The sequence below is a fragment of the Legionella spiritensis genome (genome assembly GCF_900186965.1).
GTDB classification, from domain to species: domain Bacteria; phylum Pseudomonadota; class Gammaproteobacteria; order Legionellales; family Legionellaceae; genus Legionella_C; species Legionella_C spiritensis.
The window spans coordinates 3,057,051-3,082,217 of sequence record NZ_LT906457.1 but is presented as its reverse complement, the minus strand read 5'-3'; the positions used below and the strand labels follow the sequence as shown (position 1 = coordinate 3,082,217).

The following is a 25,167-nucleotide window of genomic DNA, read 5'->3' as shown; positions in this document are numbered from 1 at the left end:
ACTTTAAAGAGCGCTTTTGTCGCTCCAAACTAATTTTTGAGGTTAGCAATGAGTGTATTAGTCAATAAAAATACCAAAGTCATTTGCCAGGGGTTTACCGGCAAACAAGGTACCTTCCATTCCGAGCAAGCCATTGCCTACGGTACTCGTATGGTTGGCGGAGTGACTCCAGGCAAGGGAGGCCAGCAACATTTAAATCTGCCGGTTTTTAACACGGTACGGGACGCGGTGAAAGAAACCGGTGCACAAGCCTCCGTGATTTATGTTCCGGCTCCTTTTTGCAAGGACTCCATTCTGGAAGCGGCTGATGCCGGGATTAAGTTGATTGTCTGTATTACGGAGGGTGTACCTGTTCTGGATATGCTGGATGTCAAGGTGTATCTTGAGAACAACACCGACGCCAGACTTATAGGACCTAACTGTCCGGGTATTATCACACCCGGGGAATGTAAAATAGGTATTATGCCGGGAGCTATTCATTTGCCGGGTAAGGTTGGTATTGTGTCGCGTTCCGGCACCCTGACGTATGAAGCCGTCAAGCAAACCACCGACAAGGGATTTGGACAAAGTACCTGTATCGGTATCGGTGGTGATCCGATTCCCGGAACCAGTTTTATTGACGCATTGTCTCTCTTTGAAAAGGATGAGCAGACCAAAGCCATTATTATGGTTGGTGAAATCGGTGGTTCTGCGGAAGAGGAAGCGGCGGATTACATCAAATCCAACGTCAGTAAGCCCGTTGTATCTTATATCGCGGGTGTGACGGCACCGGCTGGTAAACGTATGGGACACGCCGGCGCCATTATTTCAGGTGGTAAAGGCACGGCTGCGGAAAAATTTGCCGCGCTGGAGGCCGCTGGCGTTAAAACGGTTCGTTCACCGGCCGATTTGGGTGATGCGATTGCTGAAGTCACAGGCTGGTAAATTTGCGTCTGTTCGATTTTTGATAAAAATAGTTTTACCTGGTCATCCCCGCGAAGGTGGAACCATGCCGGAAGCCGCACTGCGGCTCGATTCAAGCTGGATTTCCGCCTTCGCGGGCATGACGACATCATCTTTTTATCCCACAAAAGGTGTAAAAAAAATACATAATATGTTATTTTATTACGCTATTAAATTTGCCTATGACGAATAACATTTTATGGTTTTCAATCTAACGCCGTCCTACCCTGCCAATGGAAACGTACGTTTGTATAATATGTTTCCTTACCGTCATTATGAATCCGGAGAGTTAGGGATTGATGGCATGATTCGCTACATTCCTGAAGTGGCGTCGATGAATTACAATGCGATCTGGATTAATCCCTTACAGTTACCGGGCACGCTCAAGCACCCGCATCCTGATGGTAAAAGCGTGGTCAGCGGCAGCTTGTATGCGATGGCGGACGAACACGCGTTTAATCCCCTCATTTTTCCTGGTTGCCAGACACAGAAAGAGTGTGAAGGCAAGTTAAGACAATGGACGGCCACGGCGCGCTTTCATGGTTTGTTTCCCTTGTTTGATCTGGTATTAAATCATGTGGGTATAAATGATCCTCAATCGCCGTTGCAGAAAAAACTGGCGTCCGAGGGGTTATTGCTTGATGAAGTCAATGAGCGCTGGCCTGATATTCAAGGCATTAATTATTACAGGGAAGGCAGTAAAAGCCGCGGTCTGAATACGGAGCCGCAGGATTTGGATTATAAGAAAATAGACCGGGTTTTCACTTTGTTGTGGGAACCCATGATTCGGCGCTATATCTGTGATTACGGATTTATGGGCGTCAGGGTCGATGCCTTGACTCATATCCCGGTTCCGGTTCAGCAACGTGCTTATAACCTGATCAAACAATTGGTAAGGGATGTTTACCATACCGACGCCTTGATAGTCGGGGAGCTCATGGTAAGCAATCCTGTCTCTTTTCACGAATCGTTAAGCGTTTGCGGACTCACCCACTGTTTGAATCCGAACAGTTTTTTTTGGAGCCAGGAGACGGAAGGCGGCTATACCAACGATACGGAGTATTCCCCCTTCTACAAGCAAAGCCGGCAATTGGCAGAAGTGGTTTTATCACGTGAGGACAGAAAACTGGCGGATTTCAAGAATCTGCTTATTTTAAATCAGGAGATTGATGCTTTAAAAAAGCATCAGAAGGATACTATTTATATATACAAGCAGGGAGGAATTTTTTATCTGGCTTTGAATGAACGATCGCGTGATATCTGTTTTAATGCCGCCATAACCCTGCCCGTGTCCTCAATGGCAGGTTTGGAGGAAAAGATAGGGGCCTATCATCAAGCCAAAGACAGCCAAGCCAAAAGGGCAATCAAAAAAGAGATGGCAGGATTGATTTATAGTTCTCAATTATTACAAACGTTGTACGATAACAATACGCCCCAGGCGAATAAGGGTGGCTTGGTCGGGGTGGTTGGCAATCACGATGTCGGGACATTGAAAGCGAAGGTGATGCTGGATCTTGCTTATGGTCTCGCCCTGGCTCGAGTTAACGATAGCAAGAATGAAAAAGATCATCTGGACAAAGAATACAGGGAATTTAAGAATGTCATCAAGGGAGTCCGTGATACGGATCATTTATTTCATTTGCTTCAACGGCATTTTGCCTTAAGCGTGGAAGATAAAAGAACATTTCTGGCTACGCTTGAAATGCGTATGCGGGAAAAATTATTTATCCAAAGTCTGGCGTGCACAGGTGGGTGGTATTCCCTGGCTGGTGATGAATTTGGGGTGTGCCGCAAACCGGAAGTATTTCGCGAGTTTGCGCTTGGCGGGAACAGGACGGGTTTTGCCTTGTCGCAACCGGAGGGCTCCGAACATGATTTGAGGGCATTCATCGCTGGCATTAATGCCGTATTAAGCGGCTTGCCCCCGGCTTCTTATCACGATAAGACAACCCTTCACTATACCTTGTTGCAACCTGAGGAAGCGCATGGTGAACCGGATTTGTTATTCATGGTGCTTCGTTTTAATGCCGGGACGCAACGTTATTATCTTATAGGGTATTGCAACCGATTTATACAAGAGCACGTCTTGTCGGAAAAAATTTCCACAGCGTTCGCGCCACAGCTCAAACAATTGGTAAATAACTGTGATATCTATATTCTTGATGCGCAGGGAGAGGTGTACCAAAGTATTTTTAACCCTGATTGGCAGCAAACGTACGGTATTGGGAAAAATGAACAAACCGATGTTGACAGGGACAAGACAGGGAGCAGCAGGCAAAACAACGCATCGCTGACGCAGACGGGATTCTTCGCGCGGCAAGGAAAAAATACCCGTGACTTTTATCTGGATCATGTTGCCATGCCAAAAAATGACACGGAAACAGATCCGAAAGACAGCCCAACAAAATAATTTAGGTTGCCAATGTAGCAAGCTGATCATCAAAAAATGAACAAATCACGCACTTTACAGCGATAAAATGGTGTGTCAACACATATGCTCAATTCGGTGTTCGTTATTTTTTACAAAAAATAAGCATAATGGGTAATTTTATTAATATTGCATTAATAAATATGCAATAAACTACGTGTCCTAAAGCAAAACCAGATGAATAACAGGTAGATTATGAGTTCAAGCTTAACCCCGAGTTATCCGGCCAATGGTATCTTAAAATTATATAATATGTTTCCTTATCGCCTTTATGAATCCGGAGAGTCCGGGATTGACGACATGATCCGCTACATCCCTGAAGTGGCGTCGATGAATTACAATGCGATCTGGATTAATCCCTTACAGTTACCGGGCACGCTCAAGCACCCGCATCCCGATGGTAAAAGCGAGGTCAGCGGCAGTCTGTACGCGATGGCGGACGAACACGCCTTTAATCCCCTCATTTTTCCTGGTTGCCAGACACAGAAAGAATGTGAAGGCAAGTTAAGACAATGGACGGCCACGGCGCGCTTTCATGGTTTGTTTCCCTTGTTTGATCTGGTATTAAATCATGTGGGTATTGATGGTTCTCAATCGCCGTTGCAGAAAAAACTGGCGGACGCGGGATTATTGCTTGATGAAGTCAATGAGCGCTGGCCTGATATTCAAGGCATTGATTATTACAGGAAAGGCAGCAAAAGCCGTGGCCTGAATACGGAGCCGCAGGATTTGGATTATGAGAAAATAGATCGGGCGTTCACCCTGTTATGGGAACCCTTGATTCGGCGTTACATCTGTGATTACGGATTTATGGGCGTCAGGGTCGATGCCTTGACCCATATCCCAGCCCCGGTTCAACAACGCGCTTACCGGCTGGTTAAGGAACTGGTACGGGATATTTATGGTACGGACGCCATCCTCATTGGTGAATTAATGGTTGCCAACCCGGAAGTGTATCTGCAGTCCTTAAGTATCTGTGGTTTAACGCATAGCCTCAATCCTTGCGCGTTCTATTGGGGACATAATATGGAAGGCGGCTATGCCAACACGCCGGATCAATCCGCTTTCTGTCGTCAGAACGAACAGTTGGCTGAGGTGGTATTGTCCAGATCCACCAGGAAGTTAAGTGATTTGAAAGAGATAGTGATTTCCGGACAGACGCTCGATCATACAAAAAAACAACAGAAAAATACCATTTATATTTATAAATATCATTCTACGGATTATCTGGCTCTGAATACGGCGTCGACAGATATCTGTTTTGGTACGGCCGTTATGATGCGGGTTATTGATATCAAGGGGTTGACCGCCAGGGTAGATGAATACAACAAAAGCAATGATAAATATAGAAAAAGAGCCCTTAAAAAAGAAATAGCACAATTGATTTATCAGTCTGAATTAGTGCAAAGATTATACGAAGATTCGACACCTCAAGCCGATCAGGGAGGGTTGGTTGGTGTCGTGGGGAACCATGATGTTGGAACCTTGAAAGCAAAAATGATGCTGGATATCGCCTACAGCAGAGCGAGAAGCAATGCAGGGAGCGATGAAGATGAGAAAAACCGGTTAGACGGAATTTTTAAAGAGTTTAAAAATATTATCAAGGGCATTACCTGCACCAATCATTTAATGGAATTGCTGCAGCAGGCATTTCACTTGACCGAACAGGAAAAAATCCAGCTTTTTCTTGATCTGAATATGCGTATGAGGGAGAAAATTTTTATTGAAAGTATGATGTGTATGGGCGGCTGGTATTCCTTAGGTGGCGATGAATTTGGTGTGTGCCATAAGCCGGAAGTGTTTGCCGAGTTCGCCATGCAGGCCCACAAAGTAGGTTCCTCTCTTGCCGAACGTCGTGATTCACCCTGTCAACAACACGATTTCAGATCATTTATCTCCGGTATCAATACCGTGTTAGGTTATTTACCCCAACCTTCTTACGATGATAAGGCAATCATGAATTATGCGGTGTTGGACAATGAGGCGTTCGGAGAAAAGCCGGCTGATCTGCTCTTTATGGTGCTGCGTTACAACAGTAAAACACAGCAATATCATCTCGTAGGTCACTGCAGACAGATGATAGGAGAAGACCTGTTATCTCAAAAAATTAAAGAACGGTTTGTATCACAATGGCCATCCCTGAATGGATGCTGCCGGATTTATATGCTTGGAGAACATGGGGAACTTCGTAGCGGGATATGGGCCAATGATCGGGTGACAGGGTTGCAGGGTATGAGCGAGAACAGAAATTCTTGCTCCGGCAAACCTGAAAAACCAACAACCAGTGAATCCGTGTCGATTTGGTCGTTGTTCAGGCATAAGCCGGTAGAAAAAGCGTCCGATCTTCAGGTTATGGATCCGGCAACCAATCCTAAAGATGCGCAAGAGTTGCTAAAGTATCTTCAAAATAATCATATAAAGGGTTTTTTATGATAATTGCGGCCAAGCGCAGTATATAATGTCTGCTCCAATCAATAACAACAATAAGGTGGTTTGATAATGAGAAAATGGATGTTAGTGGTAGTCGGCACTTTGTTCATGGTGGATGCCCAGGCCGGGGAATTGTTCTGTGGTTATAAAGATTATTTTCATTTAAGCGACAAAACACATCCGGGTATTTATGTGGTTGGTGGTTATAGTGACAGTGATGTTATTCTGCAAATTGTAGGCCCCCGCAGTTTTGTGATCCGGGATACGCCTCAGTGCCAAACCGGTTATGCCCATGTCACTGCTGCTTACGATGCGATGCACTGGTGTGTGCTGAATATTAAGGATGGTCCCTACATGAACCATCCGACCGTCTCTGCATCCTGTAGCGGTATGCGCTATCGCGGCATCAGTTATGATGGTTTCGGCAGTTATTCCTATACCGTCAAGCTGGATTAGAATGGGGGAGGCAAGGCGGCGGAAGCCGCATTGCCTTGCTTCTCTTCCTCTCAAGACGCCAATGCTTCACGTCGTCTTGATTTTCGCTGTGTCAGGTAACCAATCAAGAGGATCAGACCGGCCCCTGTGAGAGCTCCGTAAGGAATAATCTGTAAGGATGCGGTATACGCATCCGATGAATAGAGTCGTAGACCATCCGTATCGAGCGTTCCTGACCAGAATTTATCCATGGCGCCTCCTATCAGGGTATGAAACAGGGAGCCGCCCAGCATATTTACACAATTAAGGAATGCGACGGTCACGCCAAGCAACCGCGGACTCACCAGTTCGGAACCGGCAGCAAATACAATCACCTGATAACAGCAAAGGATGCCGATGATCGAAAATAGCACGGCATAGCGGTACCAATGGTAGGAAGAACTGTTTAATAACAACAGAAAGATTACGGCCATCCCCACGCCGCATAAGGCAATTACTGGATAATTACCCATTTTTTTACTCAGCATAGCCAGCAGAGGCCCTCCAAACAGCATTCCTATGAAAATGAAGGAAATCAGCTGGGCGGCTTCGCTTTTGGGAATATGGTTGGTTGTCATGAGGTAAGGTACGCCCCACACGTCGGCAAATCCTTCCAGCGACCCAACCATCAAGGCATTGGCCAAGGCCAGTATCCAGATCCAGGGGGAGGAGAGAAGCATTTTAAACTGCGACCATTGCAAGGCGTCCTGTTTAACTGGTTGCTCCGGTGAATATCCGGGCGAGCGTAAAAAACATAACGTGCAAAATCCGGCTGCTATCGCGACTATGCCAAACGTCAGCGCCACGTTCTGCCAGGGATAGCTGGCTATCAACAGACTGACCGGTTTGCCCCCGTAGATGGCGCCCATAAGCCCCACCGTGAATGAAAACCCTACCATGCGTGCGTAATGCCGTGAAGGAAACCATTCGGAAATGACTTTTGATACACCGAGAAACCCCGCCGCAGAACCGGCTCCCACCAGAAAACGGCTTAAACAGGCAACAAACCAATGATTGGTATAACTGAAAACTATGGTGGCCAAACCACAGATCACCGCGAATACGAAAATAATACGACGGGGTCCATAGCGCTCCAGTAACATAGCGACTGGAATTTGCATGCCGGCGTAACCATAATAATACACTGCGGCGAGCAAACCGAAATGGCTCGCATCAATGCCAAATTGATTCATAATCGGGTGCATCATAAGTCCCGGCCAAAGGCGCAGGATGAATTGATAGGCGAAAAAAAACAGGGGAAAAAACCACATCAACAATGGCATAGCGTATTGATTGGAAGAACGAAACATAATCGGCCTCATGATTACGGTAGATGTTTAAAAAGTAGATAGATTGGATGTGTGTAGATAGTAATTTCGGCTTTTCAGCCGATAATAATAGCGGGGATTGAGATGAGTGTATGTAATTCGACCAATTTCATGGCATGTATTCTTAATCTATATTTAATCACAAAGTACACTATTTTCTCATGAATGACAATAGCTAGCCATTATAAATTTGGCGGGGATCATGAGAAATGACTTTTATTTATTGCCAAGCAGTAAAAAATTGTTAAGACTGGGAGCCATTGTTTTTTATCCCGTTAATTACCAGAAAGAACACCTATGGAATATAAAGATTATTATAAAATTATGGGCCTGGATCGTAATGCCAGCCAGGATGATATTAAACGAGCTTACCGCAAACTGGCGCGTAAATATCATCCTGACGTCAGTAAGGAAGCCGGGGCTGAGGAACATTTTAAAGAATTGGGTGAAGCCTACGAAGTCCTTAAAGATCCGGAAAAGCGCGCCAAATATGATCAATACGGACAGTACTGGAAGCAGCAGGAGCAAGGGTTCAGCCCTGGTGGCGAAGAGCACTTTTATGAACACTTTGATGAAGGTGATGTTTCGGGCTTCCAGGATTTTATCAACAGTATTTTTCGCCAGCGTCAGCAACAGGAGCGGGCTTCCTTTTATGATGTCGGTCAGGATATTCACGCCAAACTGGCGATAAGCCTTGATGACAGTTTTCATGGTGCGGAAAAAAATCTGCAATTACAGTTGCCTGCCATGGATAGTCACGGCCGGCTGGAATACCTTCAGCGGGTTGTGCGGGTAAAAATTCCGGCAGGTATTACAGACAAGCAGCAAATTCGCCTGAAAGGTCAGGGTGGTCAGAGAAGCGGTCAAAAACCGGGTGATTTGTATATTGAAATCAATGTGATGCCTCATCCGTGGTTTCGAGCGGATAAAAAGGATATTTACCTGCAATTGCCGATCGCACCCTGGGAAGCGGCGTTGGGTTCAACGATTCATGTCCCCACCCTGGGCGGGCCGGTCAAATTGAAAATTCCCAAATTATCGCAATCCGGAAAACAAATGCGCCTTAAAGGGCGTGGTTTGCCCGGGCATCCTCCCGGAGATCAATACGTCATTCTGGAAATAGTGATTCCTCATAAAGACAATGAGCAACTCAACGGATTATATGAGCAAATGGCTACGGTTGCCCATTTTAATCCCAGAGAGAAATTAGGAGTGAAGCATGACTGATAACAAGGGCAAGCGGGTGATTACGGAATGCGAGGAATGGTATAGCCTGTCGTTACATGAAGTCACTTATTCCTTTGGGGTTTCGGAGCAAATAATTTACGACATCATTGATGAAGGTATTGTCACCGTGCGCAGGAATGAAAAAAATGAATTATCTTTTGACAATGAAGCGTTACGTCGTATACGAACCGCCTTGCAATTACACCGTGATTTGGGAGTGAATCTGGCCGGCGCGGCCCTTGCCCTTGAACTGCTCAATGAAATCGAGCGATTGCAGATTTTGGTAAACGATAAGCCTTAGGTTCCGTGAACAAAAATTTTCTTCGCACCATTTTTTGCGAAAAAACAGTAGCCCGTAAGGAGGCCTGCGGCCGTATTGCGGGTTTGATGTGCCACTTATGAACGTTTTTCCGCATTACGGCTTCGCCTTCATGACGGGCTACAAGACATTATTATTTGTTGCGCAACAATAGTTGCCTTGTTTTCGATCGGAAAAAATTGGTTCACAGAGCCTAGGCTCTGTGAAATTATGGTTGATGGTCGACCGAGGGCGACAATGTCATCGCGGACGGTAAATTATAAGAACGCTCCGGTGGGGCGAACAGGCTGTGGCGCTGAAGCGATGAAGTAACCGCAGGTTTTGTGTCGACCGATTTTATCAATGTCCGGTAGTGTTTTATATGGGCGGGTTGATAAAGATGAAGTGCTGAGAGCAAGCGCAGCAGACATTGACAAAGCCAGCCAAAATCGGAACGTTCAAATTTTCTATGCTTGAGCATGTTGGTTTTGAATAGTGTACTATTGCTGATTCTTTTCAATTCCTGCAGGCGATGATCAATGGAGAGTTCTTTGTTTAAGGCGAGATTTTCCAATGATTTTACTTCCGCTTTTTTATCTTTAATGGTCTTGTTCGATTCAAAGAGCGAAGTCTTGTCTCGAATAGTAATTCTAGCGTAGTGAAAATACACATTAAATTCCGCAAGTGCCGCCAGGGTGTTGTCGAGATGCAGATATTTTTGTAAATACTCCGTTTCAAACTGTCTGGTTTTAACCGTCAGTATATTCAGCATGGTCTGCCGGATATCTTGACTGGCCTGGCTTTGTGCCATGATTTCTTCCTGAAAGGAAGATAAATATTTTTCCAGAAACGAATTGTATTCATCCTTTGTGAACAGCAGTCCTATGTCTCGCTTCATGATGGATTCAACGCCTTGCAGAAACGTCTTGTGCAGGTAGTCTGACAGAAGTTGTTGATTCAGTTCCTGTTGCATTGCCGTAACTTGTTTGAGATGCCTTTGTTGTTCTTTGGCGGTTTCCATTTCAAACTGCCGGGTGGCAGACAAGCCCTGGTAGTAACTGCCCAGTGATTTGGTCAATCTTGCGATATTGGTTACTGTCACCGGCACACCGAATTGCGCGCTATTTAGTACCTGATCCACAAAAGGGGGCTGGCTGTTGGCTATGTGCGGAGGAACCTGGTCTAACCTCTGCCACTTGTAGAGAATGGGCAAGACCTTGCGATAATTGGCCAACAGTTTTTTTTCGGTTTGGGCAATAATATCATCGTTGGCCGGGAGATAGCCGGAGCGGAATTTCGCGTAATCATCAATATGGCCAAGCAGGTTACGCAATAAAACGCGTCTTGCGTGGATTTTGGACGATGCTTTCCGATTTTCGTAATACATCAGGGCCATTTTTGCCATGCCGGCGATATCATGGAAGACGGGTTTAAAAGAGGCATTACGCTTGTTTAGTACCTCATCAATTTCAGGATGCGGATTTTCTGTCGGTAACGATTGCAGTAACCACTTTGGCGCAGTCAGAAATAAAGGCAAGGCTTTTTCGTAGTGCTTTTTGAGATCCCCAAGAGCCAGAGTCAGCATGCCAGGCGGGGGAGGAAGCAAGCCAGTGGTAAGATGGATATAGCGATCTATCGCTTGTTGCAGATCCGCCAAAATAATCCTTTGCGGGTCGTATTGTTTTTTTTGCAATTCGGCCAGTGCCATACGTTTGTAAATGACGGCCTCGCGACATTTTAAGGGCGTCGGGGTTGTAAGCAGATCAAGATGTTTTTGAGAGACAAGACCCAATGGCTCAACAAGCCCTTGATAAAAATGATCCAGAATGGTTTTCATCGGATCGGACAATTTTCCCGGCTTGAGACTGAGTTTCGCTTCCCAAAGATCGGTTTCCTGTAAAATGCGAGTAAAGATATCCGTATTGATTGCTTCCAGATGAGTCATGAAAGCGGAATGGGATGACGTGGTAAATTCTTCCAGCTTGGCTCGTAATTCTTTAAATAAACCATACATCACCGGTGTCTCAAGAAATAGTTTGAAGTAATTGTTTGAGTTGGCAATGATGCGTTCAATAGCAATTACAATACGGGTACTGTTTTTCCGGATAGTTTTTATCTTGTTTTCCGGGAGGGACGCTTGTTCATCAAGCGCTTGAATATGTTCAGGAAAAAGCATAAAACCCTGCATGGCATACCAGAGGGCAGTGTATTGAATTACGTTTGTACAGGGTGGTGTTATTTCAGGACTTTCCAGGTAGGGGGCGCTTTCCTCGTTGAAACGTTTATAAAGCGCTCGAGCTCTGGTCATGATGTCTTGGACAAGGATTTTAATATAGGGATCGCCATATAAGTGCGTGGATAATTGATAGATATCATTAAGATGGTTATACGCCTGGACAAGATGGTACACATAGACGCTTTCGCTGCTTTTGTCGGAGAGCTGTTCCAGCTCGATTATCACTTGCTCAAGGTGGTAGAAACCGTTCGCAATTCGTTTGACGGGCAGGCACTGCGCACTTTGTGCCAGAACCAGATCAGGGGTTTCCACTTCCGGATAGGGAAGGCCTTGACGTTGGGGATTTAATTTATTTTGCATTGGCAGATTAAACGCGGCGGTCAGTTGCATGAGTGCATTTCTGAAAAGTCTTGTTTCCCGTGAGAACCGCGTGTGTTTAAGTATATGGTGCGCTCTGTTGCCATCACGGTAGTTTGGTTTTAAATCTCTCGTCTCCGTTTCAAGTTGGTACGCTTCTCCCGCTTTTTTAAACAGGATCCAGCGCCGTTGTTCCCAACATTCCGAAGTCCTGCGGAAATGGTCGTCCAAATGAGGTTTCAGGCGCATAAACTGATCAATTGAGATCAGGGACTCTGTTTGAGCATGAACGGCGCTCCCCTGTCCCGACAAACCGAATATGATCGCCCTGTCTAGTTCCCTGATCTTTTTTTTTCTGGAAAACAGGCTGATTAAGTACGGCTGGAACAAATAGTACTGTTGTTTCAGATGAGATTTGATCGGTTCGGGCAGTTCGTTTAACGTGGTTGTGGATTCTGTTCCAAGCAATGTCGCTATGAATTGATCATAGGCTTCCCGTGCTTTATCAAGTTTTGTCTGTTTGCTGTTGTAATACTGATAAAGTTTGAAAGCCTGGTGACTGTTCAACGCCTCATAATTTATGACAATCCGGTTACCATGTTCATCAGACGGTGAAAATTCAAGGGTGGTTTTTGTATCGTTAGCGGACCGTAATGCTTTTTTTTCGTTCACCGAGAACATGTGGTAATCCGGACAGGACGTTACGATCAAAGGCGTTGTGGTTTCTGCCTTGTGAATTATGTTTTTATTAATTTGGATATGGAAAGTCGACGTATTAATTCGTTTGTCAAACTGCGCCCCCAGGGCTTTTTTTTCAGAGAGAAGATGACTGACTTTATCCGTGTCGCGGTAACCGTAATACCAGTTCAGTGGTGCTTTGAAGCGATCTGTCCAACTGCTTGATTCCGTTAATCCACGAATAATCGCGTTATTCAAATCCACATTGTATTGTTCAATAACAGGCTGGAGATAACGGTAATGGATCGCTAGTTCCGTTTTGAGGGCGAGGGGTAAATCAATCAGGGATTTATGCTTGTAATCCTCGTGTTCAAGCAGGGCAAAAAATCGGGAAAAAGCCTGTTTATTTCTCCTGGCAATGAGCAGCTCACTCCTCGCCTTGTTGATTCGTTGATACGTTTCCTCAAGTCTTAAGGCAAGAAAGCGAGCGTCTTCTATGGTGAGCAGTTCTTCCCCTTTTGAGGCAAAACTCACAATTTTTTTCGTGTAAAAAATCAGGGTTTCGTAATAAATTTTTATCTTATCCATTAAAGGTTTTGACAACGTACCGGGCGTTAGCATGGCCTGGTCTTCAAGACGATCGGCAATGGCTAAAAGATTGGGGAGCAGTTCGTATTTTAATTTGGCAAGATGATCCCGTACGACATTTTGAGATTCATCATTCATCTGCATCATTTGTTTCAATGTGCTGGTTGACAGAATAATGATATGGCGGATGATACGAAGGTAATTGAGTACCTTGAACGAGAGAAACCAGGAGTCACCTTGCAGTTCTTCAATGGCTCCCAACAGCTTGAACGCGTTTTCTTCGAGTTCTTCCACCTGCTGTCTGGTCAACGTTGCTTCCGGCGTGGTAATCTCCGATGAGAATTGATGAATATACTGTGTCAACTGGTGGATATAGCCGGGGAGAACCGCGCTGAACCGGGTCAGGAAATTATAATCCACTTCGCCATGCGACGGCCGCATTTGATCCACTGCAATTCCGGCTGCAAATCCTGCCTGATGGCAAAGAGGATAGTCTTTCATCATGGTGCCGATTTCACTGGCCTGCTTCTGATACTTATGTGTGAGCCGGTCAACCGTTTTCGTATCAAAGCTTCGTATAATGTTAAGAATGGATTGCAATTGCAAAAGTTCGGAGTTGAAAATTTCAAGCAGATCCAGATCAATATGAGTCAATAGATAGCTGGCAAGGTATGCGTGTCTGGTTGTGTGATGGTATAATACGCTTAAATCCTGAATTTTATGTGAGCCTCCCCGTAGTTCCACGGATTCCAGATCCTTAAAGGCCTGTTCCCCATGATACAACGCGTTGATAAACTCCTTGATTTGCACAACTTGCCGGGGTTGTGACGAAAAATTGATATAAGGTTCGCCGCTTGTCTGAACGTCGAGAAATAAATGCCGGGCTAATTTACTGAAACAATCGTTCTGGAGTTTGGTGGTTATTTTTTCGCGAAGGTCATGAAGTAAGATTGAAAGCTGATGCTTTTTAAAGGAATCCAGTAGTTTCAGATACTTTTCAATCATATTAGCCTTCACTAAGGTAATATCAACGTGTATTATGTTGGCGATTCATTATGGTGTACGCGTAGAGAACGATACGTCACCATACCGCGTTGAAATAGTGTTTATTTTATCCTACACAAAATTGGCATCCGGCGATATAGAAATGAGCAAATGGCGTACCCTGGCGGATATAAGGCGTGATTACGGTGTCTTGAGTCTCAGTGAGGAGCAGGCACATCCTGATCCGGTCGCGCAGTTCAAAATGTGGTTTGAAGAAATTCTGACTGTTGAGAAAAATGATCCTACGGCAATGGTGCTTTCTACCGTAGATGAACAAGGTTTTCCGGATTCCCGTGTGGTGTTGCTGAAAGGGGTCGAAGACGGCGCGTTTGTTTTTTATACCAATTACAAGAGTTCCAAAGCGTTGCAGCTACGACATACTCCCTTCGCCGCGTTGAATTTTTACTGGCCCGAGATGGCTCGTCAGATCCGGGTGCGTGGTCGGGTAAAGAAAGCAAATAAAAAGCAGTCCGATACTTATTTTGCCAGCAGACCCATCGCCAGCCAGCTTAGCGCCATTGCTTCGCCCCAAAGCACGGAGATAGCCGGGCGTGAATCCATCGAAGCGGCATTCAATCGGTTAATAGCCGAACATGGCCAGGATTCTGTTTTACGTCCAAGCCACTGGGGCGGTTATGTTGTCATTCCTGTTGAAATGGAATTCTGGCAGGGAAGAGACAATCGTCTCCATGATCGGATCCATTATTTTAAGCAGAAAGGACACTGGTTACGTCGCCGTCTTGCTCCATAATTTTATAAAAAACAATGGGTTAACTAGCCATCTTAATGGCTTTGTCCAACTGTTTTTCTAAATATTGTCAAGAAAGAGTAAAAAAATCGGGAACCTCGGCAACCCTTTACGGTTCGTCGTAGAATAAACGTAAGTGTTTAGTAATCTGCTCCTCAACCGAACAGCTTATTCAGCATCGAAGTTGATTATCGGATACATACGAAAGGCACCAACAGGGGGTATCAACATGAAAGATACAACAGCTTTGTTACCATATGTCAAGTTACGTTTTAATATTGAGCATCCGAACTTTGAAGATTGTTACATGTATGGGTATGAATGTGCGCTTGCAGAGATTGGCGAGGACGACAACCCATTTCCTGCGAACACTCCGGAGTGTGAACAATGGCTGGAAGGATGGTGGGCCGGTTTTTATGGTGAAAAACCGCTCTATGATTGGGATAATGTAACAAGGGAAGAGCAAGTGGTGACGGGAGAAATTGCGTCCAATGATCAGGAGTTTTCCCTGACGAACCGCAAGTTTCTTGCCAATGTTATAAAAATTACAGGCGCCCTAGCCGCTTCAGCACTGGTTGGCTATCAGATCATTGATCTTGTGGCTTGAAGCCCCGGGTTTCATACGCTTGCCTCATCGGAATTTGCAGGTTAGGATTATTCATAGATAATCCAACCTGTAAAAAATTGAAACAGAATTAGGGCGCGCCCTAATGACGCCATCCCGACTTACTTGAACAGTTTGAGTACCATACTGCGCATTCTGGCTAACTCATCCGGATTAAATTCCTTATAAATCGGACTGCCTATATTTAAGCAAACCGTTACGTGTTCCCCGATTCCCTTTAATAGATCAACTCCGGAAAGTCTTAGAACCTGAATGGCGTCGCTGATTTCCTCGGCCCAGTTCCGAAGATGGTTCTCGCTGGAGAACACCGGTAAAAAGGTGTTTTTTCCCTCTTCCAAAAAGAGTACTTCGGGATTTTCCGCAGAGGAAGTGCTGCGGATGGGAATTATAAAATTCGCTTTTATAAACTCCAGGTAAGCTTTGTTCGCTTTGTTATTATCACCTTGTGAATCCAGAGCGGTTTTGACCGCAAGCTCCAGGCTATTCATGGTATCTATCTCAATGAAATTATCAGGGTTGTCCGGCTATTCGTTTTATATTGCGACCGTTTGAAATGGCACGGATCAACTTCTTTCGCAGCCGTAAGACACAAAGCTGACTAATTCCATTATAACGGATTATGACGGTACAATCCCAATGAAAATAGACGCTACATGAATTGAAATTTGCAAAAATGAGGATTTAAATAAATCTATGTTCTTGATTTGAGCAATCATGCCTGTATAATGAAACGTTAGACTGTTAATTATTTGGTCTCTCTCGACTTTGGAAATCAGGGATGTCAACTATGACGAAGTCTATTCGGTTGAAACAGTGATTGAGTGTATCTCTAAATGAACAAGATAGCAGCGTCTCATGGCACAAAACCGCTAAGCCGCAGAGCACACCTTGGTTTCGCCTGGTTGGTTTGGGGATTGGCGGCCACTTTCTATTTTTCCGATTACCTGGCCCGGGTAGCACCCGGCGTGATGCATCGTAGTCTGCAAATTGACTTCGGCATCAACGAGGCGGGTTTTGGCATATTGACTGCGTCCTTTTATATTCCCTATATCCTGATGCAAATTCCGGTTGGCTTGATCGTTGATCGTTTTAGTATCCGAACTATTCTGACGGCGATGTCTCTGATGACTGCACTCGGTTGCTGCGTCTTTGGTTTGGCCAATGGTCTGATGGTAGGTTCGATAGGTCGGATGTTAATAGGTTTTAGTGCGGCGTTTGCTTTTGTCAGTGCCTTGCGTCTGGCCACGTCGTGGTTTCCGCCGGCTATGTTGGGGTTATTGGCCGGACTGACGCAGGCTTTGGGTATGTTAGGCGCTGCCGCCGGAGAGGCGCCGGTATCCTTGCTGGTGGCAATGGTAGGCTGGCGGCACAGTATGCTTATCATAGCCTTTTTGTTTATTGCTTTGGCCGGACTGTTGTATCAGTTTATCCAGGATAATCCCAACTGCAAGTTTCGCGAAAGAAAGGTACGGCCTCATGTCCCGATTTTTGAAAGCTTGCGAATTATTCTGACACATCGCCAAACCTGGATAAACGCGCTGTATGCCGGATTTTTATTTGCTCCGACCGCAGTGATTGGTGAAGCAATCGGCCCGGCCTATTTGCAATATGGCCGGGGATTGACGGCTCATGCGGCAGCATTTGCCACAGGCTTGATATTTATTGGCTGGGGTCTCAGCGGACCGCTTTCAGGCTGGGTGTCCGACAGGATAGGCCGTCGTAAGCCGTTATTAATTATCTCTGCGCTGTCTGGTATTATATTGACGTCTTTGTTTGTTTTTCTTCCTAATTTGGATCAAAAAACGGCATATCTTATCTTTTTTATGTTTGGCTTTACCAATACCGGTGTGGCTATCGCTTATGCCGTGTCCACGGAAATTCAGGACAGAAAAGTTATTGGAACGGCGATTGCCTTTACAAATATGATTTCCATCTTTGTCGGAGCGTTAATGCAACCTCTGGTAGGTCGCCTGGTTGATTTGGTATCAGGAGCAAGAGCTTTTCATGTTGAAACGTTATTGCTGTCTGATTTTCAAGCCGGTTTGAAGGTGCTGCCTGTTTGTTCGTTGATTGCCCTTGTTCTGGCAATGATGGTTCGGGAAACGTACTGCAAACCACTGCAGCCGCCCGAATAAACTGGTGTCGATAAAGACATGGTCATTGTTAATTAATAACCGGAAAAGCGGGTATTCTACCGTTTCGGGTTATGATTTTATTTTATTTCTTTGCTAGTTAGCGCATCTCGTGCTTTAATTACAGCGGTACCTCTCACTGTGTTTTGTATACCTGTTTATAAAGAGAGAGGGATGTCACTAACACGGAGATAATAATGAAAAAAATCACAGGATTAGTGGTTATCCTGGCCGTTCTAGTCCTTGGCGGATATTATGGAATGGGGGTTATTACTGAGCGCACCGTTAAAAATAATCTCGATGTTGTCAACAAAACCAATGGCTTGTTTGCAGATGTTGTAGAATACGACCGTGGCTGGTTTAAGTCCCAGGCGTCGCTGGACTGGCGTTTGCATGTGCCTGAGCATATGGCTAAAACCCCTGATGGACAGAACAAAATGGAGCCTGCACAAAATTATCAGATGCAGATGCCGTTGACGATTTATCATGGTCCATTTATTTTTGCTGATAACGGATTGAAGTTTGGCCTTGGCTATGCGCAAACGAATTTCGATTTACCGGCCAAGTACTCCGAGCAATTCAACGCCTTGTTTACTGCTGAGTCAACCAAGCCGACACTTGATGTCAGCTTGCTGGTTAATTATTTCAACACCAGTAAAATCACTATGTCCGTACCGCAATTCAAATTGATTGCCAAGCAAGGAGGTCAGTTTGACTGGATGGGGATGGACAGTCATGTGAATGTTTCATCATCCATGAATGAAATCAGCGGGAATTTTACTATTGATGGCATGCGTTTTGCCAAAGATCAACAAACCGCTGATATTGGCTCGATTTCCAGTAACTATAATATGCACCGAACGGATAAAGGATTATATCTCGGTGATGCCAGCATTTCGCTTCCGTCCATAATGATAAAGAAACAGGATCAGGTTCTCTTTGAACTCCAGGATTTTAACGCCCAGACGGACAGCGATATCAGCGGCGGATTATTAAATTCCAATTTCAAAAGTTCGATAGATAAAATCGTGGTTAATGGTAAAACCTATGGGCCGGGAATGTTTGCCATGTCGATTCGAAACCTGGATGCGGATGCCCTGGTGCGTATTAATGAATTGGCTTCCAAGGCTCAGCAAGGCACTGATATCGAAAAACAACAGGCGATGCTCGCTATTATGCCTGAGTTGCCCAAGCTCCTTAGCCGGGGTGCGGTGTTTGAAGTTTCTGATATGAATTTCAATATGCCGGAAGGAACGATTGAAGGTAATGTAAAAATTTCCTTGCCCGAAAGTAATGTCTCTAATCCGTTTGAGATGATGCAAAAGATTCAGGGTAACGGCAAATTAAAAGTTCCCGCACCTGTTTTAAAACAGATTATTGCGGAATCAGTGAAGCAAAAAGTGATGAAAACTGCCATGCAACAAGCTATGCAGGCAAGCAGTGATCCATCTAACGCTCAACCGGTTACGCTGGATCAGAATCTTGCTTCACAAGTGGCGGAGCAGACCGATAAGCAAATCAATGCCATGGTTCAATCCGGTGTCCTGGTAGAGAATGGTAAGGACTATGTTGTTGAAATTACTCTTAATCAAGGAAAGTTGACGGTTAATGGCCAGGCATTCAATCCTGCAATGTTAAAGTTCTAATCACGTTGTTTTTTGTGCCGAATACCGAGCGGATCTGTTGTTTGGAATCCGCTCAATAATTCCTGATTAATAAATGAAATTTTCAGGAGTGATACTTGTCAGGAATTGTTCAATTCGGTAAGATGCAAGATTTTAAAGGAGGAGTTAATAAGAATGACAACAATCAGTAATGAAGCCGGGGATACAACTGCGTCACTGGCAGAGAGTGTAACTCAATCAGTGCAAAAATATTTCTCCGAGCTGAAGGGAACTGATCCTGTTGACTTGTACCAGTTTGTTCTAGAAGAAGTAGAGGTTCCACTATTTAGAGCAGTCATGGAGCACTGCAAATACAATCAATCACGAGCAGCAGTCATGCTCGGAATCAGCAGAGGAACGTTAAGAACAAAATTGCGTCGCTATTTTGATGATAAATATGTTGGAACACGCGATTAATATTCTGTAGCAGGAATCAATAAGAGAACCCACAAAAAAGGGAAGCGTTGGCTTCCCTTTTTTGTGGGGTTTGTGCGCTTGTCCCCTGCAACAACTCCCGGTTCGGGTTGTCTATAGGGTAGCCGGCAAAATAATCCCGGCACCTTCGTGCCGGGTTGTTAAATTGACAACCCAATCTACAAATTAAACACCTTTTGCAGTCTGGAATAGATAGGGATGAATATCACTCCGCAAACATGGAACTGACGGATTCTTCCACATTCACGCGCTTAATCGCTTGCGCCAGCATATCCCCCAGGCTGACCACCCGGATCTTGGGGCATTGCCTTGCAACGTCTGAAAGAGGAATGGTGTCGGTGACAACCACTTCATCAAGAGAGGAATGAGTAATGTTTTTCACAGCCGGGCCGGATAGAACCGGATGCGTGATATAGGCGCGGACACTAATGGCACCATTGTTTTTCAGTTGCTGCGCCGCGGAGCAAAGGGTTCCGGCCGTATCAACAATGTCATCAATAATAACGCAGTGTCGCCCGGCGGGTTCTCCGATGATATGCATGACTTCGGATTTGTTAGGGCCACTACGGCGCTTATCGATAATAGACAGTTCCGTATCATTCAGACGTTTGGCAATGGCTCTGGCCCGTACGACACCGCCCACATCGGGGGAGACGACCATTAAATTGGCCAGGTTCTGCCGTTTAATATCTTCGAGTAAAACGGGTGTTGAGTACACATTATCAACGGGCATATAAAAGAAACCCTGGATTTGATCGGCGTGTAAATCAACGGTTAACACTCGGCAAATTCCAACGGAAGCCATCATGTCGGCAACTACCTTGGCCGTAATCGGAACCCTTGCCGAACGCACCCGTCTGTCTTGACGGGCATAGCCAAAATAAGGTACGACGGCAGTGATCCGTCCGGCAGAGGAACGTCTCAACGCGTCGGCCATGATGAGTAATTCCATCAGATTATTATTGGACGGTGCGCAGGTTGACTGGATGATGAAAACATCGCGCCCGCGAACGTTTTCAAGAATTTCAACCATGGTTTCGCCATCACTGAATGTTCCCACATTGGCCTGGCCAATAGGGATCTGCAGATGTGACGCTATTTGAAGGGCAAGCTCTGGGTTTGCATTGCCCGTAAAGATCATCATTGTTGACATGTGTAAAAAGCCTTCGATTGGTTATAATCATGTAACTTAAACACATAGCAGAAGACAGCCAGAAAGATATAGTTATTATTTGAGCGATCCGGTGAACGCATCCTTCCCGGGTATCTTCTGCCGTCTGTTTACTTGAATCAACAAGAAAATGGCTGGGGTGCTAGGATTCGAACCTAGGTATGCAGGGATCAAAACCCTGTGCCTTACCACTTGGCGACACCCCAAATAAGCTGTAGATTCTTAAATCATCCCTGTCGTAACTGCAGTTCTCGCTGCAATGTGCTGCGTATTTTGCAGAGAAATTTATACAATGTCAACGATGGCCTGTAAAATTTATTTTACAGGCCTGTTGTTTCACGAGATGTTATTAAACGCTCCACTTCTTGATGACCATTTTAATAAATACGCCTTTGCCCTGTAATTTGATGCGGCTGGGCAAGTCCGTGTTCTTGACGGATGTGTAGCCGGGATACTCTATGGTATAGCCGTCTTGTCGTAATAAAATCAGATGATTATAACGATCATGTTTTACCGACTGGACTTTGCCGGGTGCCGGCAGTCCCCTTACCCAATAATAGAGATTGTTAACAGGTAATCGTATTCCGGTTTGTTCCTGCAACAATTGATCAGGGTTGTTTGAGGTCACGGTTTTTGGACCATCACGATAAGTGACAACGCTGCCCTTTTTGTCAATCATGACCGTACCGCTGCCCAGCGGGCCAAAGAGGCGGATTTGATAATTGTTCGCACCACGCTGCAACCAGTTTATGGAAGCGGTCCATGCCTTGTTTTTATTTCGAGCCGCCATGGCGCCCGAGATTTCCCAGGAAGAAATGACCGTGGTTCGCTCGGTACGTTCGGTCAGGGGCAAGACTTCCGGTTGCGCGACTTCTTCGGCGGGTCTTGGCGGTGCGCAGGCTGTCAGAAGAGTGAGTAAGAGGATAGATAAACGTTTACAGGTATTCATCGCGATTTCCCATATCCATATGCAATATAGAATGATAGTTTTTTTAATCACAATACGCTAGACTTCAGGATGATGCAATCAATGGCTGATCGTATGGAGCACCGAGTTATTTATCCAGGTACATTTGACCCCGTGACCAATGGCCATGTGGATATCATTAAACGGGCTGCAACCATTTTTCCTGATATTGTGGTGGCAGTGGCAAGCAATGCCGCAAAACGACCGTTTCTTCCCTTGGAAACGCGAATCAGGTTAATCCGCGATGCGCTTGCGGATGTCAACGGTGTCCGTGTTCTCGGTTTTCAAAACCTCCTGATAGATTTTGTCCAGGAACAACACGCTAAAATAATTCTCCGGGGTTTACGGGCCGTGAATGATTTCGAGTACGAATTTCAACTGGCCGGTATGAATCGTAAATTGTCGCAGGATATAGAAACCATCTTTCTTACACCATCCGAACATTTGATGTTTATTTCTTCAAGTCTGGTGCGGGAAATTGCCGGTCTTGGCGGCGATGTGTCACAGTTTGTGCCTGCCGGGGTGGTCAAGGCATTACAGGACATGAAAGAGCGTACATGACGAGGCGATGGTTATTCATTTTAACGGGACTGATGTTTGGTTGTGCAGTGGCCAGCCAGCCGGGAACTATCCATGAATATCCTCCCGGGTATGCGGTTGCCAGTGCCCATCCTCTGGCAACCGACGCCGGCCTTGAAATTCTGGCCGCCGGCGGCAACGCGTTTGATGCCGTCGTTGCGGTTAGTGCGGCGCTGGCGGTTGTCGAACCCTACCATTCCGGTCTGGGAGGCGGCGGATTCTGGTTGTTGCACAGGGCAAAAGATAAAAAAAATATCGTGATTGACGGGCGGGAAGTTGCCCCGTTGCGTGCCCGAAAGGATATGTATCTGGACAAGGATGGCAAGCCAGTACCTGGCCTGTCTCTCAATGGTGGTCTTGCCGCAGCAATACCGGGCGAACCAGCGGCATTGGCTTATATCGCGGAACATTATGGCCGCCTTCCTTTGGCGAAATCTCTCGCGCCGGCGATCCGTTTGGCGGAAAACGGTTTTCCGATTGATCAGCAGTTTTATTATTTCTCAACAATGGATGATCGTTTACAACAATTACGACGTTTTCCTGCGACTGTAAAAATTTTTCTTCACAATGGAAATCCGTATCAAAGGGGTGAATGGTTATTACAGCCTGATTTGGCGAAAACCTTGCGGAGTTTAGCCGAAAAAGGGCACGCCGGTTTTTACCGCGGGGAAGTGGCTAAACGACTGGTAAAGGGCGTTCAGGAGGCCGGGGGGATCTGGATTATGGACGATTTGGCCCGTTATCAGGTTAAGGTTCGTGAACCTTTGGTGGGCGCTTTCCATAATATGTTGATTGTTACCACGCCCCCTCCTTCAGCCGGCGGCGTATCGTTATTAATCATGTTAAACATCCTGGCTAATTATCCGTTGCAGACATTTTCGGAAGTGATGCGGATTCATTACGTGGTGGAGGCCATGCGTCTGGCCTATTGGCAACGAATGGAAATACTCGCCGATCCTGATTTTGTCAAATTGCCGGTAGAGCGGTTAATTTCCGCTGGATATGCCGCGAAGTTGCGCGCCTTTATCTCACCGGACAAGGCAACACCCAGTACAAGTTTTCAGGGAAAAAATCCGGTAAACGATGATTCGCACACCACCCATATTTCCATACTGGATGCACAAGGGAATCGGGTGGCTGCAACACTGAGTATCAATTTTATTTTTGGTTCAAGCGTTGTGGCAGAAGGAACAGGGGTTTTGTTGAATGATGAAATGGACGATTTTGCCATTAAGACCGGAGAAAGCAACGTTTTTGGAATCGTAGGCAGTGACGCGAACGCCATTGAACCCGGAAAACGCCCTTTGTCGAGCATGACACCGACGTTTCTTGAAATGCCCGGGCGAGTTGCCATTCTCGGCACACCCGGAGGAAGCCGGATCCCAACCATGGTTTTATTGGCCAGTCTGGTTTTTTCAGATTATAAAGGTGCTATAAGCATGGTCTCACGCATGCGTTTTCATCATCAGTATTTACCGGATGTATTGCAATTCGAGCCGGAAACATTTTCTCCAAAACTGCAGGGGAAACTACAGGACATGGGCTACCATTTAATGGCCTTGAAGCAATATTTTGGTGATATGCAGGCTATTACCTGGGATAAATGGAGTAATATCATTACCGCAGCGTCCGATCCTCGCCACATCGGACGGGCCACGGCGGTAACGAAAAACGAAGGTAATTACGGTGTTCGATATTGATAATGCCCGGGACGCCGAATGATTTATGTAGATTCAAATGGCATTGCCTAGGCTCTGTGAACCAAAATTTTCTTCGCACCATTTTTTGCGAAAAAACAGTAGCCCGTAAGGAGGCCTACGGCCGTATTGCGGGTTTGATGTGCCACTTATGAACGTTTTCCCGCATTACGGCTTCGCCTTCATGACGGGCTACAAGACATTATTATTTGTTGTGCAACAATAGTTGCTTTGTTTTCGAGCGGAAAAAATTGGTTCACAGAGCCTGGGTTCCGCTTTCCTTTTTTTCCGAAACGAGGGCCTTGATGGTTTGATAAACCCGTTCCACGAGTTCATCCTTGTTGTCCAGGGTATATTGTGACGCGTCTACGGCTTCGCCGATATGGATTTCCGCCGTTTGATTAATGTTAAATTGCAGGGTACGGGCCGGCAAAATATCATAGGCTCCGACTATCCCCATAGGTATGATGGTTGCTTTCGCTTCAATGGCGGTGACAAAGGCGCCTTTTTTGAAAGAGGCGAGTTTCCCGTCCTTCGATCGTGTTCCTTCCGGTGCTATCCACATGACGATGCCGCTTTCCATCAAGCGGCGTGCCACTTCCAGATCCTTGATCGCCTGGTTTCTGTTTTTTCTGTCTACGAAAGGAAATTCCGCCGCCGTCATACCCTTGCCCATAATGGGAATGGTTGATAATTCTTTCTTGGCCAGCATGCGAATGGAATGATTGGGAAATGCCTTGAAACTTATTGGAATGTCATAAAGGCTGCTATGATTGCACATGATAATATAAGCTCGCCCGGGTTGCGGTTCAACACCGTGCGGATTGACGACCTTGCACTGGACATGGACTAGATTGAGCAGATGTTTCACCCATTTGTGAATAGTGATGTCAACCCAGGCTCGATTTATTCGTCCCGTCATACGCATCAGCACCGCTTTGCCGCAAGTTATTCCGGTGTACATTACGGAAAGTGCGATGATCCAGAGAGTGCGTAGCTTACTGATTTTCATGTCTGCTCTTGTTTAAATAAAGGAATCGTTTGTCTGTCACTGTTTATCCCCGGCGGTGTTTCTTATCAGTTAAATATAGCCGTATTTGCAGACACAGCCTAATGAGC

19 protein-coding genes and 1 tRNA gene are annotated in these 25,167 nt (G+C 45.6%); 13 read left to right on the top strand and 7 right to left on the bottom strand.

The genetic code is table 11. The features are described 5' to 3' along the window. The first annotated feature begins 48 nt into the window (after positions 1 to 48). The 4 genes from sucD to CKW05_RS14050 all read left to right on the top strand — a co-directional run bounded on the left by sucD (position 49) and on the right by CKW05_RS14050 (position 6,256). A complete protein-coding gene (gene sucD, locus CKW05_RS14065; RefSeq protein ID WP_058482788.1) occupies positions 49 to 924 on the top strand; it encodes a succinate--CoA ligase subunit alpha in 876 nt (291 codons plus the stop codon). A 265-nt stretch (positions 925 to 1,189) separates the two neighbouring features. Then, positions 1,190 to 3,352: a hypothetical protein gene (locus tag CKW05_RS14060; RefSeq protein WP_133141151.1), complete on the top strand. Its 2,163-nt coding sequence runs from the start codon at positions 1,190 to 1,192 to the stop codon at positions 3,350 to 3,352. 213 nt (positions 3,353 to 3,565) lie between these two features. Continuing rightward, positions 3,566 to 5,803: a hypothetical protein gene (locus CKW05_RS14055; protein WP_058482786.1), complete on the top strand. Its 2,238-nt coding sequence runs from the start codon at positions 3,566 to 3,568 to the stop codon at positions 5,801 to 5,803. Positions 5,804 to 5,869: 66 nt separating this feature from the next. Next, positions 5,870 to 6,256: a hypothetical protein gene (locus CKW05_RS14050; protein ID WP_058482785.1), complete on the top strand. Its 387-nt coding sequence runs from the start codon at positions 5,870 to 5,872 to the stop codon at positions 6,254 to 6,256. Positions 6,257 to 6,306: 50 nt separating this feature from the next. On the opposite strand, the gene CKW05_RS14045 is transcribed toward CKW05_RS14050, so the two are convergent. Beyond that, complete coding sequence (locus CKW05_RS14045) at positions 6,307 to 7,584, bottom strand: MFS transporter (RefSeq protein ID WP_193392649.1); 1,278 nt, start codon at positions 7,582 to 7,584, stop codon at positions 6,307 to 6,309. A gap of 315 nt (positions 7,585 to 7,899) precedes the next feature. Here CKW05_RS14045 and CKW05_RS14040 point away from each other — a divergent pair, with 315 nt between their 5' ends. Both CKW05_RS14040 and CKW05_RS14035 read left to right on the top strand, forming a co-directional pair. Further along, complete coding sequence (locus CKW05_RS14040) at positions 7,900 to 8,829, top strand: DnaJ C-terminal domain-containing protein (RefSeq protein ID WP_058482783.1); 930 nt, start codon at positions 7,900 to 7,902, stop codon at positions 8,827 to 8,829. Then, a complete protein-coding gene (locus CKW05_RS14035) occupies positions 8,822 to 9,130 on the top strand; it encodes a chaperone modulator CbpM (RefSeq protein WP_058482782.1) in 309 nt (102 codons plus the stop codon). Before CKW05_RS14040 ends, CKW05_RS14035 begins: the two co-directional genes overlap by 8 nt. A gap of 226 nt (positions 9,131 to 9,356) precedes the next feature. Here CKW05_RS14035 and CKW05_RS14030 read toward each other — a convergent pair whose 3' ends face one another. Continuing rightward, positions 9,357 to 13,991 (bottom strand): hypothetical protein, encoded by a 4,635-nt coding sequence (locus CKW05_RS14030; protein ID WP_058482781.1) that lies wholly within the window; start codon positions 13,989 to 13,991, stop codon positions 9,357 to 9,359. A gap of 142 nt (positions 13,992 to 14,133) precedes the next feature. Between CKW05_RS14030 and pdxH the strand changes: the two genes are divergently transcribed. Together pdxH and CKW05_RS14020 are read left to right on the top strand one after the other, a co-directional pair. Next, a complete protein-coding gene (gene pdxH, locus CKW05_RS14025; protein WP_058482998.1) occupies positions 14,134 to 14,781 on the top strand; it encodes a pyridoxamine 5'-phosphate oxidase in 648 nt (215 codons plus the stop codon). A 226-nt stretch (positions 14,782 to 15,007) separates the two neighbouring features. After that, on the top strand, positions 15,008 to 15,385 hold the full coding sequence (locus CKW05_RS14020) for a hypothetical protein (protein ID WP_058482780.1): 378 nt from the start codon (positions 15,008 to 15,010) through the stop codon (positions 15,383 to 15,385). A 119-nt stretch (positions 15,386 to 15,504) separates the two neighbouring features. On the opposite strand, the gene CKW05_RS14015 is transcribed toward CKW05_RS14020, so the two are convergent. After that, positions 15,505 to 15,891 (bottom strand): SseB family protein, encoded by a 387-nt coding sequence (locus CKW05_RS14015; protein WP_058482779.1) that lies wholly within the window; start codon positions 15,889 to 15,891, stop codon positions 15,505 to 15,507. A 345-nt stretch (positions 15,892 to 16,236) separates the two neighbouring features. On the opposite strand from CKW05_RS14015, the gene CKW05_RS14010 reads away from it, so the two are divergent. From CKW05_RS14010 to CKW05_RS14000, 3 genes are all read left to right on the top strand, one after another. Further along, positions 16,237 to 17,538: an MFS transporter gene (locus CKW05_RS14010; protein ID WP_058482778.1), complete on the top strand. Its 1,302-nt coding sequence runs from the start codon at positions 16,237 to 16,239 to the stop codon at positions 17,536 to 17,538. Between the two features lie 194 nt (positions 17,539 to 17,732). After that, positions 17,733 to 19,181, top strand: a complete 1,449-nt coding sequence (locus tag CKW05_RS14005) for a YdgA family protein (protein ID WP_058482777.1) — start codon at positions 17,733 to 17,735, stop codon at positions 19,179 to 19,181. Between the two features lie 153 nt (positions 19,182 to 19,334). Next, positions 19,335 to 19,616, top strand: coding sequence for a helix-turn-helix domain-containing protein (locus CKW05_RS14000; protein ID WP_058482776.1), 282 nt, complete (start codon positions 19,335 to 19,337; stop codon positions 19,614 to 19,616). Between the two features lie 223 nt (positions 19,617 to 19,839). Here CKW05_RS14000 and CKW05_RS13995 read toward each other — a convergent pair whose 3' ends face one another. The 3 genes from CKW05_RS13995 to lolB all read right to left on the bottom strand — a co-directional run bounded on the left by CKW05_RS13995 (position 19,840) and on the right by lolB (position 21,754). Further along, positions 19,840 to 20,787 carry a ribose-phosphate pyrophosphokinase gene (locus CKW05_RS13995; RefSeq protein ID WP_058482775.1) on the bottom strand — a complete coding sequence of 316 codons (948 nt, stop codon included), beginning with the start codon at positions 20,785 to 20,787 and terminating at the stop codon, positions 19,840 to 19,842. Between the two features lie 149 nt (positions 20,788 to 20,936). Next, positions 20,937 to 21,011, bottom strand: a tRNA-Gln gene (locus CKW05_RS13985). Between the two features lie 143 nt (positions 21,012 to 21,154). Further along, positions 21,155 to 21,754, bottom strand: coding sequence for a lipoprotein insertase outer membrane protein LolB (gene lolB / locus CKW05_RS13980; protein ID WP_058482774.1), 600 nt, complete (start codon positions 21,752 to 21,754; stop codon positions 21,155 to 21,157). Positions 21,755 to 21,847: 93 nt separating this feature from the next. Between lolB and coaD the strand changes: the two genes are divergently transcribed. Together coaD and ggt are read left to right on the top strand one after the other, a co-directional pair. Then, positions 21,848 to 22,333 carry a pantetheine-phosphate adenylyltransferase gene (gene coaD, locus CKW05_RS13975; protein ID WP_408607014.1) on the top strand — a complete coding sequence of 162 codons (486 nt, stop codon included), beginning with the start codon at positions 21,848 to 21,850 and terminating at the stop codon, positions 22,331 to 22,333. A gap of 32 nt (positions 22,334 to 22,365) precedes the next feature. Further along, a complete protein-coding gene (gene ggt, locus CKW05_RS13970; RefSeq protein WP_058482997.1) occupies positions 22,366 to 24,051 on the top strand; it encodes a gamma-glutamyltransferase in 1,686 nt (561 codons plus the stop codon). Between the two features lie 253 nt (positions 24,052 to 24,304). Here ggt and CKW05_RS13965 read toward each other — a convergent pair whose 3' ends face one another. After that, the gene (locus CKW05_RS13965) at positions 24,305 to 25,060 is read right to left on the bottom strand and encodes a lysophospholipid acyltransferase family protein (protein ID WP_058482772.1); all 756 of its coding nucleotides are present in this window, start codon (positions 25,058 to 25,060) and stop codon (positions 24,305 to 24,307) included. Positions 25,061 to 25,167 lie beyond the last annotated feature (107 nt).